The sequence below is a fragment of the uncultured Roseobacter sp. genome (assembly GCF_947491795.1).
GTDB lineage: Bacteria > Pseudomonadota > Alphaproteobacteria > Rhodobacterales > Rhodobacteraceae > Roseobacter.
This window is the reverse complement of sequence record NZ_CANLKW010000015.1, coordinates 1-15,761: the sequence shown is the minus strand read 5'-3', so window position 1 is coordinate 15,761 and position 15,761 is coordinate 1. Positions and strand designations below refer to the sequence as shown.

12 protein-coding genes and 1 pseudogene are annotated in these 15,761 nt (G+C 63.0%); 1 reads left to right on the top strand and 12 read right to left on the bottom strand.

The features are described 5' to 3' along the window. From Q1A34_RS21585 to Q1A34_RS21535, 11 genes and pseudogenes are all read right to left on the bottom strand, one after another. Positions 1 to 126: pseudogene (locus Q1A34_RS21585) on the bottom strand (protocatechuate 3,4-dioxygenase subunit alpha); the annotation flags it as partial. A 1-nt stretch (position 127) separates the two neighbouring features. Continuing rightward, complete coding sequence (pcaH, locus tag Q1A34_RS21580; RefSeq protein WP_300039522.1) at positions 128 to 856, bottom strand: protocatechuate 3,4-dioxygenase subunit beta; 729 nt, start codon at positions 854 to 856, stop codon at positions 128 to 130. Further along, the gene (pcaC, locus tag Q1A34_RS21575) at positions 853 to 1,233 is read right to left on the bottom strand and encodes a 4-carboxymuconolactone decarboxylase (RefSeq protein ID WP_300039520.1); all 381 of its coding nucleotides are present in this window, start codon (positions 1,231 to 1,233) and stop codon (positions 853 to 855) included. Before pcaC ends, pcaH begins: the two co-directional genes overlap by 4 nt. A gap of 407 nt (positions 1,234 to 1,640) precedes the next feature. Further along, positions 1,641 to 2,201, bottom strand: a complete 561-nt coding sequence (locus Q1A34_RS21570) for a hypothetical protein (RefSeq protein WP_300039518.1) — start codon at positions 2,199 to 2,201, stop codon at positions 1,641 to 1,643. After that, positions 2,179 to 6,681: a hypothetical protein gene (locus tag Q1A34_RS21565; RefSeq protein ID WP_300039516.1), complete on the bottom strand. Its 4,503-nt coding sequence runs from the start codon at positions 6,679 to 6,681 to the stop codon at positions 2,179 to 2,181. The genes Q1A34_RS21570 and Q1A34_RS21565 overlap by 23 nt, the downstream gene beginning before the upstream one ends. Positions 6,682 to 6,687: 6 nt before the next feature. Then, positions 6,688 to 7,743: a MoxR family ATPase gene (locus Q1A34_RS21560; protein ID WP_300039514.1), complete on the bottom strand. Its 1,056-nt coding sequence runs from the start codon at positions 7,741 to 7,743 to the stop codon at positions 6,688 to 6,690. A gap of 37 nt (positions 7,744 to 7,780) precedes the next feature. Continuing rightward, entirely contained in the window at positions 7,781 to 9,277 is a 1,497-nt protein-coding gene (locus Q1A34_RS21555; protein WP_300039512.1) for a serine protease, read from the bottom strand. Between the two features lie 12 nt (positions 9,278 to 9,289). After that, positions 9,290 to 9,610, bottom strand: coding sequence for a CU044_2847 family protein (locus Q1A34_RS21550; protein ID WP_300039510.1), 321 nt, complete (start codon positions 9,608 to 9,610; stop codon positions 9,290 to 9,292). 148 nt (positions 9,611 to 9,758) lie between these two features. Further along, entirely contained in the window at positions 9,759 to 10,922 is a 1,164-nt protein-coding gene (locus tag Q1A34_RS21545; protein ID WP_300039508.1) for an ATP-binding protein, read from the bottom strand. Positions 10,923 to 11,042: 120 nt separating this feature from the next. Next, the gene (locus tag Q1A34_RS21540; protein WP_300039506.1) at positions 11,043 to 12,140 is read right to left on the bottom strand and encodes a ParB N-terminal domain-containing protein; all 1,098 of its coding nucleotides are present in this window, start codon (positions 12,138 to 12,140) and stop codon (positions 11,043 to 11,045) included. Continuing rightward, positions 12,127 to 13,512, bottom strand: a complete 1,386-nt coding sequence (locus tag Q1A34_RS21535) for an AAA family ATPase (protein WP_300039504.1) — start codon at positions 13,510 to 13,512, stop codon at positions 12,127 to 12,129. Before Q1A34_RS21535 ends, Q1A34_RS21540 begins: the two co-directional genes overlap by 14 nt. A 459-nt stretch (positions 13,513 to 13,971) precedes the next feature. On the opposite strand from Q1A34_RS21535, the gene Q1A34_RS21530 reads away from it, so the two are divergent. After that, the gene (locus Q1A34_RS21530; RefSeq protein ID WP_300039501.1) at positions 13,972 to 15,147 is read left to right on the top strand and encodes a replication initiation protein; all 1,176 of its coding nucleotides are present in this window, start codon (positions 13,972 to 13,974) and stop codon (positions 15,145 to 15,147) included. Between the two features lie 42 nt (positions 15,148 to 15,189). Here Q1A34_RS21530 and pcaG read toward each other — a convergent pair. Beyond that, positions 15,190 to 15,761, bottom strand: a 572-nt coding sequence (pcaG, locus tag Q1A34_RS21525) for a protocatechuate 3,4-dioxygenase subunit alpha (protein ID WP_300039499.1), incomplete at its 5' end; no start/stop codon positions are given.

Below are 15,761 nucleotides of genomic sequence, written 5' to 3'. Positions count from 1 at the left end.
GATGTCTGTGCCAAGGGCGTTGTCGAAAATATCAAACCCTGCCGCCGCCGGGGCGAGGCCGATGTGCACATAGGGCCCGGCGGTCTGGGAGGCGGTTTCGCGCAGGTATTCCGGGGTCTGATCCATCTCAGTTCCCCTCCGGGCGGTTTTCAAAAAGCGTGGAGCGTCGCCCGCGCAGCACGATGTCGAACCGGTAGGCGACGGTATCGAACGGAATGGTGCTGTCGAGATCCAGCCGCGCGGTAAGCTGGTCGATGGCCGCCGCGTCGGGGATGGACTGCACGATCGGGCAGAGCGGGATAAAAGGATCGCCCTCGAAATAGCACTGGGTGATCAGCCGCTGCGCAAAGGCCGTGCCAAAGAGCGACAGGTGAATATGCGCGGGCCGCCAGCTGTTCGCATTATTGGGCCAGGGGTAGGCGCCGGGTTTGACCGTATGGAAACAGTAACAGCCCTGGTCGTCGGTGATGGTGCGGCCACAGCCCCCGAAATTCGGATCGATGGAGGCAAGGTAGGTGTCTTTTTTGTGCCGGTAGCGCCCGCCCGCATTGGCCTGCCAGATTTCCAGCAGGGTGTCCGGCACCGGCCGCGCGTTTTCATCGAGCACCCGGCCGTGCAGCAGGATGCGCTCGCCGATCGCGCTCTGGCCGTCCCGGGCGTAGTTGTGGATGAGGTCCTTGTCGCGCGGGTCGATATCGGCATGGCCAAAAACCGGGCCAGTGGTTTCGGATGGCGTCTGGTCGAGCGGGATCAGCGCACAGCGCGGGCTGCGGGTGACAGATGTCTTGTAGGACGGCGTCAGGGCAGGGGGGTGCAGCGACCGGTCGCGCGGGTAGTAGTCGGCGTCGGAGGTCATCGCTCTGCCTCCATCCCCGCGAGTGTTTCTTTTGCCAGTTTAATGGCGTGGTTGGCCCGTGGCACGCCGGCATAGACGGCCACATGCAAAAACGCCTGCATGATGTCATCAGGCGAGGCACCGGTGTTGGCCGTGGCGCGGATGTGCATGGGGATCTCGTCGAAATTGCCGGTGGCGGCCAGCAGGGCGAGGGTCAGCATGGAGCGTTCGCGGCGGCTGATCGTGTCATCGGCCCAGAGCGTGCCCCAGGCGCCTTCGGTGATCAGGGTCTGAAACGGCTGGTCGAATTCCGTCGTTGCCGCGCCTGCGCGGTCCACATGAGCATCCCCCAGCACCGCGCGGCGGGTCTGCATGCCAAGTTCCAGCTTTGATGCCATAGTGCTCCGCCCGTGATGGCCCGGTGTGTGGGGCCCATTGTGTACAGGTCCCAGCGTAATGCCTGGCCCGCGTTTTGAAACAGCAAAATTGATGACCGGCGCGATCATGGTCTGGCCGGTAATTGAAGCAAAAGAGTCGGGCTAAGGGTCGTAGTTTCCTGTGCGCCTGGAAAAAATCCGGAATCTGTAAAAAGCGTAGAAAATTTGGCGCTATTAATTACATAATCTTCGTTATACCTGCGATTTCCCACCTTCCTCTGTTTTTGCAGTGCTGTCCTGCTTGTCGGACGGCCCATCACCGCCGCCATTGACCCTGCCATACTGACAATTGCCGGACACATGGTCCGACCACACACGACCCCCGCCGCTGAACCCCGAAATCGCAAAAAACGACTATATCGGCCAGTTCAAAAGAAATACGTCGCAAAGACAGAAAAGAGCGCCAGCAGGATGACCAGCAGCACAAGCGTGATCACACGGTCGATCCCGAAATCAAAGGTTTTCAGGTCCCTGCCCGTCGATTTTGGTTCATGCGGGAACCAACCCGGCGGGGCACTGTTCTGAAAGGCCTGTCGGAACCGGCTGACTTCGGCCTGCCTTATTTCGCGCTGACCATTCCAGGGGCCGCCGCGGTGCACCACGGTCTGGTTCAGGATCAGACGCATATCTTCCTGAACCAGATCTTCGTTACTTGCGAGGTCAAAGGCCTTTTCCAGACCAAGCTCGTCAGCCAGCCGCCGTTCAAAACGTACTTTTTCGTCTGTACGTTCCTGCCGCCGCTCTGCTGCCTCCTGCGCGGTTTTGAGCGTCGCCTCTTCCAGCCGGCGCATGGCTTCTTTCGCGCGCTCATCCTCCCGCGGCGGCGGCGACCGCATGGTGCTTTTGATCCGATCCCGCAGCGTCTGGCGCGGTTGCGCCGCCCCGGGGGTCTCGGAAGGGTCCGGCTCAGATTCCTGTGATGCTGTCATCATATTTTTCCTTAAAAGGCACCCAGAGCGTGACATCGCGCAGCACCGGTTTGCGGAACCATTCCGTCCCCCCGGTTACAATGGACCCGGCGACAAAGGCTGCAAAATGCGCCAGGGGGTTGAGCGGATCAAAACTGTCGAACCTGATTTCGATGCCACCGACTGAAAACACGCCAACGAGATCAAAAAGCACTTCAGGAACCCCGCCGGCAAAGCCGCCGCTCAGATAAAAGGCAATAAAGGCAAAGGCGACGGGCTGCAGATAGGCAAGTTTCGTCTGCAGGTTCTGTCTGTAGCTCATCGCATAATGCGCACCCAGCGCAAAGGCGGCAAGCGACGCCAGAAAGGTATCGGAGGTCAGGCGGAACGTTCCGGTGTCCACGGAAAAATCCAGAATATCCGCACAGATGATGACCAGCAGCGTCGTCTGCAACCAGCAGATGTGAATAATACTGCCCGGCAGCTCCTGGAACAGACTGAAGATACGCCAGGGTGCATAGGGGGCCGCCGTACGGTAAAGCGCGATATTGTGCAGCCCGCGCCCCAGGAAAATCGCCACCACCGCGAGCAGAATTTCCATAACAGTGATGCTGTTATAGGCGCGGTCGCCAAAGATGTTGCTGAACACGATAAAACTGTCCAGCTGGTTCAGCATGCCGCGCAGAGCGGCCATACCAATCACAAAAAGCACAGGCCGCAGCAGGGGCACGCCGGTCATCCCGATCATGAACCCGCCCAGCAGAATGATATCCTCATACTCCAGGGATATGCCCATAGGTCCGAAACCATAACTGAACTCTGGCAGCAGCAGAAAAAGGCCGATCATCACATATTGCCCGGGCCGGATGGTGTCGCGTGACAGAACACGGGTGAAATGCCCGGGCTCGACGAACAGGCGCGCAATCATGACAGAGACAATCAGCAGATCCGGCGAGGCCCCCCAGCTGAGGAATTCCGCCACCTGAAAGACCTGAACCGACCAGGTGAGCCCGCCAAAGATAAAGGCCATCAGACCCCAGTAGCCAAACCTCTGGGCCAGCAGCACCGCAATCGCGGGGGCAAGCAGGGACAGGTCGAGGCGAAGCGCGTCTGTCACGGCAAAGGTCAGCCCCGGCAGCATCGCGACCGGTGTGAGATAAAGCGCCCAGACAGGGCCGGCGCGCCAGGGGTTTTCCGCGATCCTCTTGTGCCTCAGCCAGAAAAGATGGGCAAAGGTCACAAAGATCACGATGCAGGTCAGCAGCAGACTGTCCACCACGGCACCGAACAATGCAAAGGACTCTGCTTCTTCAACAATGACCACCGGCTCTTCGAGCAGGACAGGCGGGTCATCGGCGAAATTCTGTTCCGGGTCCGCGCTTTTCCCGACATCCGCAGGCAACTGCTGCAGCGCGGTGTTGTTGTCCGGCGGCACGATGGCAGAGGGTTCATTCTGTGTGGGCACCTCGCTGGTCAGGGGCTCAGGCGGGGGTATGATAATGATCTCCTCAGACCCCAGCGTGCTGATCAGCGGCTGCAACAGGATACCAGCAACGGCCAGTGTGCAGTACAATATCACCCAGCGGATCAGCACCCACCGCCACGCCAGATAGCGCCACAGGATCACACCACACAGCGTCAGGGTGACAGCAGGCGGCACGTAGGTCGCCAGAAATGACCCCGGACGGTTAACAGCGCCCAGAAAATCAGCAACCTCCCGGCCAAACTGATCTTCGAACAGAAACACGCCCAGAAAGGCTGCCGCGATAACGACCCAGTAGCGCAGCCGGATCAGCCGCGCCTGATAGAGTACCGGCAGGAGCAGGATGAGGAGCATCAGCACCAGACTTTCCAGAGATATGCCGTTACTGAAAAGCGACTGACTGACGTCTGACAACAGTATCGCACCCGTGAACACCAGACTGAGCGGCAACAGGCTCCCCGTTGCCGACAGCCATACCCGCCACCTGCGGCGCAGCGTCACCGCATGCGGCGTCAGCACATGCACCATCAGCACAAAGGCACTGACCGCCATGGCAACCGACATCTGAACTTCCAGATCTTCAAATACCCCCCCGATAAATATGATCGCGAAAGCCACAAAGACGTTTGTCGCCAAAAGCAGCGCGAACCCGGCCAGCAGCTGCGGAATGCGCCGCTCGCTGGCATAGAACACCGGGTCAAACGGCTGGCTGCTGCGTTTGCGCAGCGCCAGGATCAGCAGAAAGGCCGTCAGCGCAAGCCCCTGAACACTGGTGGTACTCCATGAATTCCGGGGGTCTGTACGACTGTCCAGCGCTTCGGAAATCAGCGCGAGATCAAGAACCGCCAGCGCGATACAGGCCAGCACCGCCGGCGCCCGCGTCAGCTTCAGCCAGGGGATGCGCGGCACCTGCCGGTCCGCCATCGCAATCAGCGTCAGGATAAACAGCAGACAGTAAAACCGCGTGGGCCCGAAAGAAAGCGCCTGAAGTTCCTGCGCAAAGGTCCGCCCGATCCACAGCAGACCACCCTGGGCGGCAAAGATCAGCGTCGGGGCCACAAACCACATGGCAAAGCTCATCAGCAGCCCGGCGCCGGCATAGACCGCCAGCTGCGCGCGCATTCTCCAGCGCAGATCGTCGCCCATCTCGCCGCGGGCCCGCACGGTCAGGCCGGTCACATCCTCGGCCTTCATAAAACGGGTGAAAATCGCGTCCGTGGTGATCTCATGGGCCACTTTCGGGCCAAAACTGCCCAGAAACTGGCGCAGCCGGTCCGGACGGCGCGCCAGCGCCAGCGTCCGCTCGGCCTCCAGCCCGTCGCCGATATCCGACTGAAAGGCCTCGATCACATCACGGGCCGCAGCCCCGCGCGCCTCGGGCAGGCCGGACACCAGGCTGACACGCAGCCAGAACGGCAGCCGCCCCTCGCGAAACCAGGGCAGGGCCGACAGCTCTGCCACAATATCCGTGGCCCCTGCCCCACCCTCAAACAGCAGTTTGCGCATCCGCAGTGTCAGCTCTGGCAGCAGCAGCGGGAAAATACTCAGCACCGACAGCAACCCAAAGGCCCGCGGGCTCAGCGCCGACTGCAGCGCAAAAACCGCATCCTCGCGCGCGTCCTCGTCCTGATCCGCCTCCTCGACCTCTTCGACAGCCTCTGACAGGGACCAGGACGGCACCTCGGGCGAGGCCTCTGGCACGGCCTGCGGGCGCTCGCTCAGACTGGCCACCCGGTAGCGCACATAGTCCCGCACCCCGGCGGCAGAGATCGGGAAAACGGCAACCCCCATATCGATCAGGGTCCGCTCTGCCCGGCCCCAGTGCGCGCGCGGGCGCGGCGTCATCAGCGCCAGCATGCGCGGCGCCCCATAGCCTGCAACCCAGGGCGCCAGCGACCGCCCGAACCGGTCCAGCAGCCGCCCGGCCTCGGCCACAAAAACCACCACATCCCCCCGGTGCTCATCCGACAGGGCCGCCGCACTGCGGATCGTCGCCGCCTCTGTCACCGGCGTCCGGCAGCGGATCAGACGGCTGGGATCGGCCAGCAGATCATAGGCCTGCGCCTCGACACCGGCCTGTTGCAGCCGCTCCAGCACCAGATCCCCCAGCGCGCCCAGATGATCTGTCTGATTGCGCCGGTCAACCAGCACCAGATGCGCCACGCTGTGCGATTCCGACATCCAGGCCAGGGTGATCGCGCGGCCCGCGGTACGCGCGGCCAGGCTGGCCGTGCGCTCGGGGTCAATCCGTGTCGACGTCTGCTCGCGCCGCAGCCGCAACAGCCCCATCGAAGAGGTCAGAAAGGGGCTCGTCAGCAGCCCGGTATGATCCGGCCCCGGCAGGCGCTTTTTCTCCGCCTCATGCAGGCCCTTTGCCGCCTCGGGGTCAATCCCCGCCTGCCGCGTCGCCGCGCGGTACATCAGCCAGCCCGCCAGCCCCAGCGGCAGCAGCATCAGCAACCCCCGCAACATCCCCTGCCCCGTCACCGCAAAGGCGACGGCTTCGGCTATTTCCTCGACAACCTCCGGGGCCTCCCCCGGACCGGCCGGACCAGGCAGATCAGGATTTTCAATCAGGTCTTCGGTCTCCGCCGGCACCGTATTGACAATGTCCAGCCAGCCTGTCTGCCACAGGGTCAGCGTGACAATGACCGACACGCCCAGAAACAGCAGAAAGGCCATGACCCGTTTCTGCCCCAGCAGAACGCGCGCTTCGGTGTCATCCGGCGCCTGCAGCGGGGCCAGTTCCACCACCGGGTCCGGATCGGCCAGCAGCGCGTCATCGTCGGCGTAAAACGCCCGGATCGCGCGCTCCTCGCTCTCGTCCCGCGCCAGCAGCATGGCCATATGCGGCCCATAATCCGCAGTGCTCTGCGGCTGCCAGCCCTGATCAATCAGTCCGGTCAGATAGGTATGGATGCGGACATAGTCACCCGGCCCGATATAGAGATCCGGCACAGTGGCCCCGAGCCTGTCCAGACCCGGATCGGGCATCATGGTGTCGGCGGCCCCGTCCATCGGGTATCAGTCCCCCCTGAGCCAGTTTTCAATCACGACCATGCCCGTGCGCCTGTCCCTGTCACTTTTGAGCAGGATCGGCACCGATTTGCGCACCAGGTCGGCCACGCTGCGCGGGTGCGTCTCTGTCCCGGTGTGATGGCGCATATAGAGCAGCCAGTTCATGAACTCCGCCGGAGAGGGGCGCTGCTCGAACCGCGTGTTGTCCCGCAGCCGCGAAAACAGGTCCAGCCCGTCGGTCAGCAATGCGGTGCCCCGCAGATTGCGCAGGCGCGACACTACGATCTCTTCGAGCGTATAGGGCGGGCGGTCACCTTCGGTTTTCGGCACCTCCTCATGCGGCAGCGCCGGAAAGGGAATGGTATAGAACACACAGCGCCGCAGAAACGGCGCAGGCAGCGATTTTTCCGAATTCGAGGTGATGATCACCAGCGGTTTGCGCCCGGTGTCCGCCTGGATGCGGATGCCCAGTTCGGGCAGGTCAAACCGCATGGTGTCGATCTCGACCAGAATGTCATTGGGCACATCGCGCGAGGCTTTGTCGATCTCGTCAATCAGCACCACAGACTGCGCCGGTGCGCCCAGGTTCAGTTCGGGGAAAATCTCGCCCAGGGCGCGCGCGGGCACACCCTGACGCAGCGGCTCGGCCATGGCATCCGCCCCCGCCGCCCGCACGATGGCCGCACCCAGCCCCTGAAGTTTCACGTAATCTTCGGGTGGTGTGCTGCGTTTTTCGGGGTCATTTGCCTCGTGCAGACGCCGGATATGGTCAAAGTAGTAAAAAAGATCGACAGACCGGATATCCGCCTTGCAGTTGACCCGCAACACCGGCTCCAGGTTCAGCTCATGCGCCACCGCATCCGCCAGCGCCGATTTGCCCGTGCCCGGCTCACCGTTGAGCAGCAGAGGCTGGCCCAGCAGAACGGCTGCATTGACCGCGGTGACCAGATCCGGCGCGGGCAGATATCCTTCGGGTTTTTCCAGATCTGAGCGCAGGCTGGTGTTGAACTCCGTGGGCACCGCCGCCTTTTTGCCGGGTTGGCCGGTATAGGGACCTGTCACTGCGTTTCTCCTTCAGATGTCTTTTACGTTCTGTCCGTCACAGATTGGCCGGGTCGATTTTTTCGCGCGTGATTTTGCGGCGCAGCTGGCGCATGGGCAGGCTAGGTCTGCCCTCCAGCAGGTCTTCCACCCGGAACATCAGCTCTGACGCCACCGCGTCATCCTCGATCAGCCCGTCGGCGTGGATTTTCTGGCTCCAGAATGCAATCTCCTCGGGGCCCACGGGCTGCAGGGGCGGCAGGTTCACAAAATCCGTGTCGGGTTCTGATATGAGTGTCGTGTGCAGGGTCGCGGCCCCGCAATCGGTGTTCTGCGCGCTGTCATAGGTAAACGACAGATGCAGGTAGAGCTCACAGGCCGCCGTCGCGGCAATCTCGTCCCAGATGTCCAGAAACCCGCGCAGCACCGATGCGTCCTCGTCGCTCACGTCCTGGCGCAGCGTCAGGTGAAAAAGCCATCCGTCGGGCGAGGCAAGCTCCAGCGCGGTGCGCAGCTCTTCGGTCGAGGTTCCTGCCGCGTTCGAGCCTTTCAGCAGCCCCTCGCGCAACAGCAGGAGCCGTTCTTCCGCGCTGTGTCCGTCGGGGAATTTCAGCGGGCGGTAACTGATGTCCGCCGCCCCGTCCGGCCCGCGCTCGCGGTGTTCCGCGATCTCCAGAAAGGCCCGGCGGTTCATATGCGCATGGTCCTCGTCAAAAGGGCCACAGACCAGAAATGTCATCGGCGCATGGCCCGTGCCCTGCTCGGTGCGCGCCTCGATGCGCAGCCGGGTGGCCCGGGACACGATATCAGCCTGGCTTTCGCGCGCGATCAGATCAAACACCGGGTGCAGGCTCGACTGCGGGCGGGCGCGCCGCGCCAGCATGGGTTTCCACACCTCCGCCAGCAGGCTGACCGGAATGGCATAGGCGCGCCGGCTCTCGCCGCTCTGCACCGACCGGACCATGCCCAGCACCTCATAGGTTCCCGATGCCGTCAGCGGCCCGCCCGAAAACCCGCCGAAAATGATGTTGTCGTTGATGTCGCCTTTCATCAGGAACTCGATCTCGTCGCTGCGGTTGGGCTCGGTCAGCATGCCCCGCGGCCAGTGCGCCTTTTTGCTCAGCGCCGTATGGCCGCGGCGGCGCGGACCAAAGGCGATCATCGGCTGGCCGCTCTTTGGTTTGTCCGAAAAACTGGGCCAGCGCGTTCCGTCGGGCCGCGCTTCCAGCTCCAGCACTTCCAGCACCGCAATATCAATGGCCCCGCCGGGATCAGTCGCCTTTTCGGGCGCGGGCCGCCAGCTGCCGGGCACAACGCGCGCCTGATACACCTCCTGCGTCTGATCGCGAAAGATCAGCGACAGCGTCCCCTCCGGCGCCTCTGCGCGGGTTCCGATCGCCGCGTCACCGAGGGCCTCTGCCACCACATGCGCACAGGTCATCACATAAACGCCCTGGCTGCCCTTTTCGGGCGGCACAAGAAACCCGGTGCCGACCCATTTATCGCCCGCCGTATTCAGAAAACGGACGACCGTCTCAAGGGCTTCGGTTCTCATCGGGCCGCCCGGTCAGCCGCCTTTGGTCCAGGTCAGCGACACCTCGAAATTCGCCTCTGTCGAGGCTTTGGCGACAATTACACCCGCGCCCGCGCTCAGTTTCAGACCGAACTTGACCGCCACCGTATCGGGCGTTTCTGCCAGATCTTTCAGCGTGCCGATCAGCTGGTTGGCCATCGGCTTAATGCGGTCCATCGCCTCGGAAAATGCAACCGTGTTGGGATCGCCCCCGCGCGTCGACACCAGCGTGTCGTCCACATCCTCGATCAGAACATCCACCTCGATGCCGAGGGTCTGACCGCCCTCCAGCTCAAGCACTTCAACCCTGTTCATAATCCGTTCCCTCCGTTGGAATAACACGTTAAAAAATCGTTAATTTATGCAGATCACGATAGCTATCCCAGGTTGAGCACGCAATGGCGCTGTTGAGGATAAGGCGAACCGGTCCGCCGGGCGCCTTAAATCACCGCATCCTGGCCGCTTACAGGGCCCGCAGACGCGCTGTGGCCGCCGCCAGCGGCATGGCCCGCAGACCGCCCTGCCCCGGCACCTCGCGCCCGCCCGCATAGACCAGCAACCGCTCTGCGGCCTCCAGCTCTGCGGCCGCCGTATGAAACCCGCGCGTCACCTTGGGCGCTGTGGTCCGCTTGATCTCGATGGCCCAGAGCGCCCCGCCCGGCAGGGTCAGGATCAGATCAATCTCCGCCCCCGCAGACGATCGGTAAAAGGCAGCCTCCGTGCCCCGGGGGGCGGCGGCAATCAGGTTCTCGATACAGAACCCCTCCCAGGAGCCGCCGACCACCGGATGCCCCAGCAGCGCCTCGGGTGTTTCCACCCCCAGCAGCGCATGGGCCAGCCCTGCGTCGCGGATGTAGACTTTGGGCGATTTCACCAGCCGTTTGCCCGCATTGGCATGCCAGGGCGGCAGGCGCCGCACCAGCATCAGATCAACCAGCAGGTCCAGGTACCGCGCCACGCTCTGCCCCGACACGCCCAGCCCCGCCGCCAGGCGCGCGGCATTCAGCAGCCCGCCCTGCTCATGCGCCAGCATCGTCCAGAACCGCCGCAGCGTCTCGGACGGGATGCGCAGACCAAAGGCCGGGATATCCCGCTCCAGATAGGTGCGGATGAAATCCGCGCGCCAGGTCAGGCTGGCCCGGTCCGATGTGGCCAGAAAACTGTCGGGGAACCCGCCGCGCAGCCACAGCTGCTGCAACGCCCCCTGCCCTGCTTCCTCCAGCATCAGCGGTGTGAGTTCATGATACCGCACACGGCCTGCGAGCGATTCCGCGCTTTGCTGCAACAGACTGTCCGAGGCCGAACCCAGCAGCAGAAACTGCCCCGTGCGGTGCCCTGCCCTGCGGCGGCGGTCGATCTGGCCGCGCAGCGCCCCGAAAAGCCCCGGCATCAGCTGCACTTCGTCGATCACCACCAGGCGGCCCGCCTGCTCGTCCAGATACAGGTCCGGCTCTTCCAGCACCTGGCGGTCCGCAGGGCGTTCCATGTCCAGATAGGCCGCATCCCGCGTCTCTGCGATGTCCAGCGCCAGCGTGGTCTTGCCCACCTGGCGCGGCCCCAGCAGCACAACACCCGCCTGCTCAGACAGGGCCTTTTCGATCTGTGCATGGTGTATCCGGGGTAGCATACCTTGCATTTATGCCATCAGGTGGAAGAATTACAAGGTTAAATCAGCGGATTCACCGTTTTTCGCCCTGCAGGGCCTGTTTTTCGGTGTCACAGGCGCACAGGCCCCCGTCCGACCGCCCTACCCCTTTTCGAACAGATACTGCAGATGCTCCATCGCCCGTTCCACCAGCACCGAATTGACCGGCGTGCCTTTGATGCGGATCACATGGCCGTCGCTGTCCTGCCCCGATTGCAGCGTCACACCGCTCGACAGGCGCAGCGTGTTATGCGCCACCCAGCCGGTGCGCGGTTTGTCCTTTTTGGGCCGCCCGCCCCGCGACGTGTCCGTCACCGCCAGTTCATGCGCCTCGATCACCGGGGCCAGGGCCTCCCACTCCTCCTGCGGCGTTGCCGGCTGCGCCACGCTCAGCGCGTCCCGCAGCGCCAGTTCCGCCCCGTTGCGCAGCGCATTGGACAGGCGCAGCCCGTCCCGCTCTTTCAGGTTCTCGGGGAATTCCAGCATGTCGCCCAGCTCCTCAAAGATCACCGAAAAGGATCTGATCTTGGAGCGCTTTGCCTTGCTCGCCATTCTGAAAAGCGCCGCCACCGCGTCCTCGACGCTGGCAAAAACGCCCTGCTGTGCGGCCACCACCGCGATGCGCCCACGCTCGTAATGCGACAGCTGCGCCCGGATCTCGTTTTCCTCGACCATCGCGGCAAAGCTGCCGCCCAGGGCGTCCGGGTCGCGCACCAGTGCCCGGATCGATTTGTATTTGTCCTGCCCGGTCAGCGCCAGCAGTTCGCGCACCGCCCAGAGCCGTCTGTAGCCCGACAACAGCCCATAAGGCTGCTCTGCCTCCCCGGCCATCGCAAAGACCTCCACCGGCAGGCGCAGCCCGTGCGCCGCGATAGAGGATTTCAGCTCCTCCATCTCCGACGGGTCGATCACCGTGCGGTCCCGCACCATGGCATCCGCCGCGATCTGATCGAGCGGGATCTCCACGATGACCCTGCCGTCCTCCTGTGCGGCCCGCAGCGCTTCGGCATCCGTGCGGTCTTTCTCCTGGGCCGCGCGTGTTTCGGCGGGCAGCACCTCTGCGGCCCGGGCGCTCTCAGCAGAAACCTGTGAAATTGGCGCTAACGCACCGGACGCTGCCGGGGTTTCGCGGCGAAACTCCGCCTCGATCCGGTCCAGATCATCAGCGCTCGGGGCCGATACTTTTCTACGCTTCGCCATTGCGCGCCTCCCTCTCATCCTTCCACCAGGCCCCGATGATCAGCTCTTTGATCTCGGCCCAGGTCTGGTCAAATGTCTCACGTCCGCGCACATATGTATCGCGGTTAAAGTCGCGGTAATCCGCCTCGTAAATCCCGTTCACCTGCTCGCCTGCCTGGCCGACCATGGCCGTCATATCCTGCCGGAAGGTCGTCATCAGATCGCCGAAATAGGCCTGGATCACATTCGCCAGATCGGTCTGCTGGGCGGCGTCAAAACGGGTGATCAGGGTCCGCACCGCGTCCCATTCAAAGCGCACATCCTCCAGGCCCAGCTTGCGCCGCTGCGCGTTTTCACCCTCCTCGATACTGGCAAAAGTCGAGTAGAGCATATCGAAAAAACGCCCCGTGGAATCGAACTCCAGAAAGGACGCCCCAAGCGGCACAATCAGGATATCCGCCGCCGAAAGCGCGTTGATCGTCAGGTACCCAAGGGCAGGGGGCGTATCGAGGAAAATGAGGTCATAGTCCTTGAGAATACCGTCGCTTTCCAGCCCGTTCAGCAGCGCATCCCACAGCGCCCAGGACCGGTTCTGCATGCGCCAGACGGGCACCTGAAACTCCGCCCAGTAGAGGTTCAGCTGAGCCCCGATCAGATCGATATTCGACCAGTGCGTGGGCTGGATGAGGTTTCGCGGCGAAACCTCCAGCGCCTCTGTCAGGGTCTCGTCCAGAGGCACCGGCGCCTCGCCGCGCGCCTCCCGGACCTTGTTTTCATCCAGCAGATTCTGCGCAAAATCCCGCGCCAGAATAGGAAAGGCGGTCGACCATTCGTCCTCGACCTGGCCGCCCATGATCGAAGTCATGGAGCCCTGGCTGTCCAGATCGATCACCAGCACCTTATAGCCATCGAGCGCTGCACTCATCGCCAGATGCGCGCAGGTGGATGTCTTGCCCACGCCGCCCTTGAAATTGGCCACCGCGAGGATCTTGGCGTCCAGCCCCTCGGGCCGGTAGGGGCGGTACTCGCGGTGGGCGGCACCCTCGCTGGCAAAGTGGTCCCGGAGCGCCATGACGTCCTCGAGCGTGAACCACTTGGAGTTGCCCTCTCCGACACCCTGAGGCAGCTCCGGCTGCACCTTGAGCACGCGCCGGAAATGGGCAGGCGCCACGGGAATAAGATAGCGGCAGACCTCCCAGGTGGAGAAGCGCCGCAGACGCTTGCGACCGTCGGGCGCATGCCCTGCGCGGGCCAGCTCCTCCCGGCCTCTGGAGGCGAAAGCGGCGGCTTTCGCGAATCGTGTGGTTCCGACAGGATCAGGCAGACGGCCAGCGGCCTGTGCGGGATCAATCCCGAAATAGGGGGGGAGGGGTGGCTTATCGCGTGATGTCATGCTCGGCTGCCAATGTCAGATTATTATTGTTACTTTCGCAGAACTATCTCACATCATGGGCGATATGGGAATCAATCCCTTTGAAAATATACGAAAAACACCCGGCTGCTGTTTAATATCTTTAAGAGCTTTAGACTCTTTACGCAATAATATCTGTTTATCTTCAACGGCCTGAATGCTTTTGGGTGTACGGATACAGGACAAAAGGCACCTGGATACAGGACAAGGCGTACCAGAATACGTGCGCAAAGGCACCGATTCGCGGGATGCAGGCTCTAAATCTCGCTACAGAGACTGATACAGGACTCCGCGCGGTCAGACCATCCCGCAGACAGGTACCTTTGACCAGAATGCACCACAGCCCAAAAGTATCCACAAGCGGATTGAGAACGGGTGCCTTTTCGCCTAGACTGCCCCGCAATGGCCCGCAGAGGCCGACCGGGCACAGGCGCAGATACGATGCAGGATATCCCCCGCGATAAGCTTACAGGGTCGCTCCGACGGGGCGAGGTGAAAAAACATGTCGCGGCGATTCATGTCTCGGGCAAGCTGACACTGCTGCAGCGCAAGCTGAGCAATGTGCTGCTGCTCAACGCCTATGACACGCTGACCCAGGCGCGCAGTTTCCAGATGGATGCACGAACGCTGTGCCTGATGGTGGGGTATAACTCCAACGATTTCGACACGCTGAAACAGTCGCTGCGGGGGCTGGCGGAAACGGTTGCGGAATGGGACATGCTGGACGAGGCCGGACAGCAGGAATGGGGCGTGTCCAGCCTGCTGAGCTATGCAAAGCTGAAAGGCGGGGTCTGTGAATATGCCTATTCCCAGGCCCTGGCCGAAAAGCTGGCAGACCCCAAGGTCTTTGCGCTGATCAACCTGAACATCCAGCGGCGGTTCACCAGCGGCCACGCGCTGGCACTGTATGAGAACTGTTACCGCTTTCACCGCACGGGCAGCACGGGCTGGTGGTCGCTGGACACGTTCCGGCGGCTGATGGGCGTGGATGACAGCACGTATTACGAGACCTACAAACATCTCAATGCCAAGATCATCAAACCGGCGGTGGCAGAGGTGAACCGCACCAGCAACATCGTGATCACGCCCGAAGTGCGCAAACGGGGCAGGGCGGTCACCGACATCCGGTTTGCCATCGCGCCCAACCCGCAGCTGGCCATTCTGGATCTGGACGACGGGGCAGGGCTGCGCCGGGCGCCGGTGTATGAGCGGCTGCGCGGCATGGGCATCAGCGACCGGCTGGCGCGTCAGTGGCTGGCGCAGCACGGCGAGGAAATGGTCGCAGGCAAGCTGGATTACGTGGCCACACAGGCCGACGTCAGGAGCCCGGCGAAATACCTGGCGGCCGCGCTGCGTGATGATTACGCGGGGCAGGGGGGTGCGCCCGCCGCAGCGGCCCCCACGGGCACGCGGGCGCGCCGCCTGGGCATTGTGCGCGATCTGGCCGCCGCCCGGACGCCCACACAGCGCGATGCAGACAAACGCATGTTTCTGGCCGGGATCGAGGATGCCGCCGCCCGCGCCGATTTTGAACGCCACGGCTGGATGTCCGCGCTGAACGCGCAGGGCATCGTGACCTTCTGGCAGGACATGTTTCCGACAGCCTTTGAAGACTGAGACCGGGGCAGGGCCGGGGTTCAGCCCCGCAGGCCCCGCGTATCAGATGTCAAAAAACACCGTTTCCTGATCGCCCTGCAGGCGGATGTCAAAGCGGTAAAGCGGCATATCGCCGGTGTCATCGCGCGCTGCAATCAGCGTGGCGCGGCGGTTGTCCCCTTCGATCAGGTTCAGCACCGGGTCTGCCGCGTTGGCGTCGGGTTCATCGGCGAAATACATCCGCGTGTTCAGCCCGGTGTTGATGCCGCGCGCGACAATCCAGAGGTTGAGGTGCGGGGCCTGGAGCTGGCCGTTGCGGCCCGGCACCGGCCCGGGCCTGACGGTGTCAAAAGACCACGCGCCGGTCTCGAAATCGGTGATCACACGGCCCCAGCCGCGAAAGCCCTCCTCGACAGTGCCGGGGCTTTCGGGATGGGCATAGACACCGCTGGCATTGGCCTGCCAGACCTCGAACAGGGCGTCTTTGACCGGGTGGCCGGTGCCGTCTGTGATCAGACCTGTCACCCGGATGCGTTCGCCCGCCGCGTTCGGACCGGCGATGTCTGTGCCAAGGGCGTTGTCGAAAATATCAAACCCTGCCGCCGCCGGGGCGAGGCCGATGTGCACATAGGGCC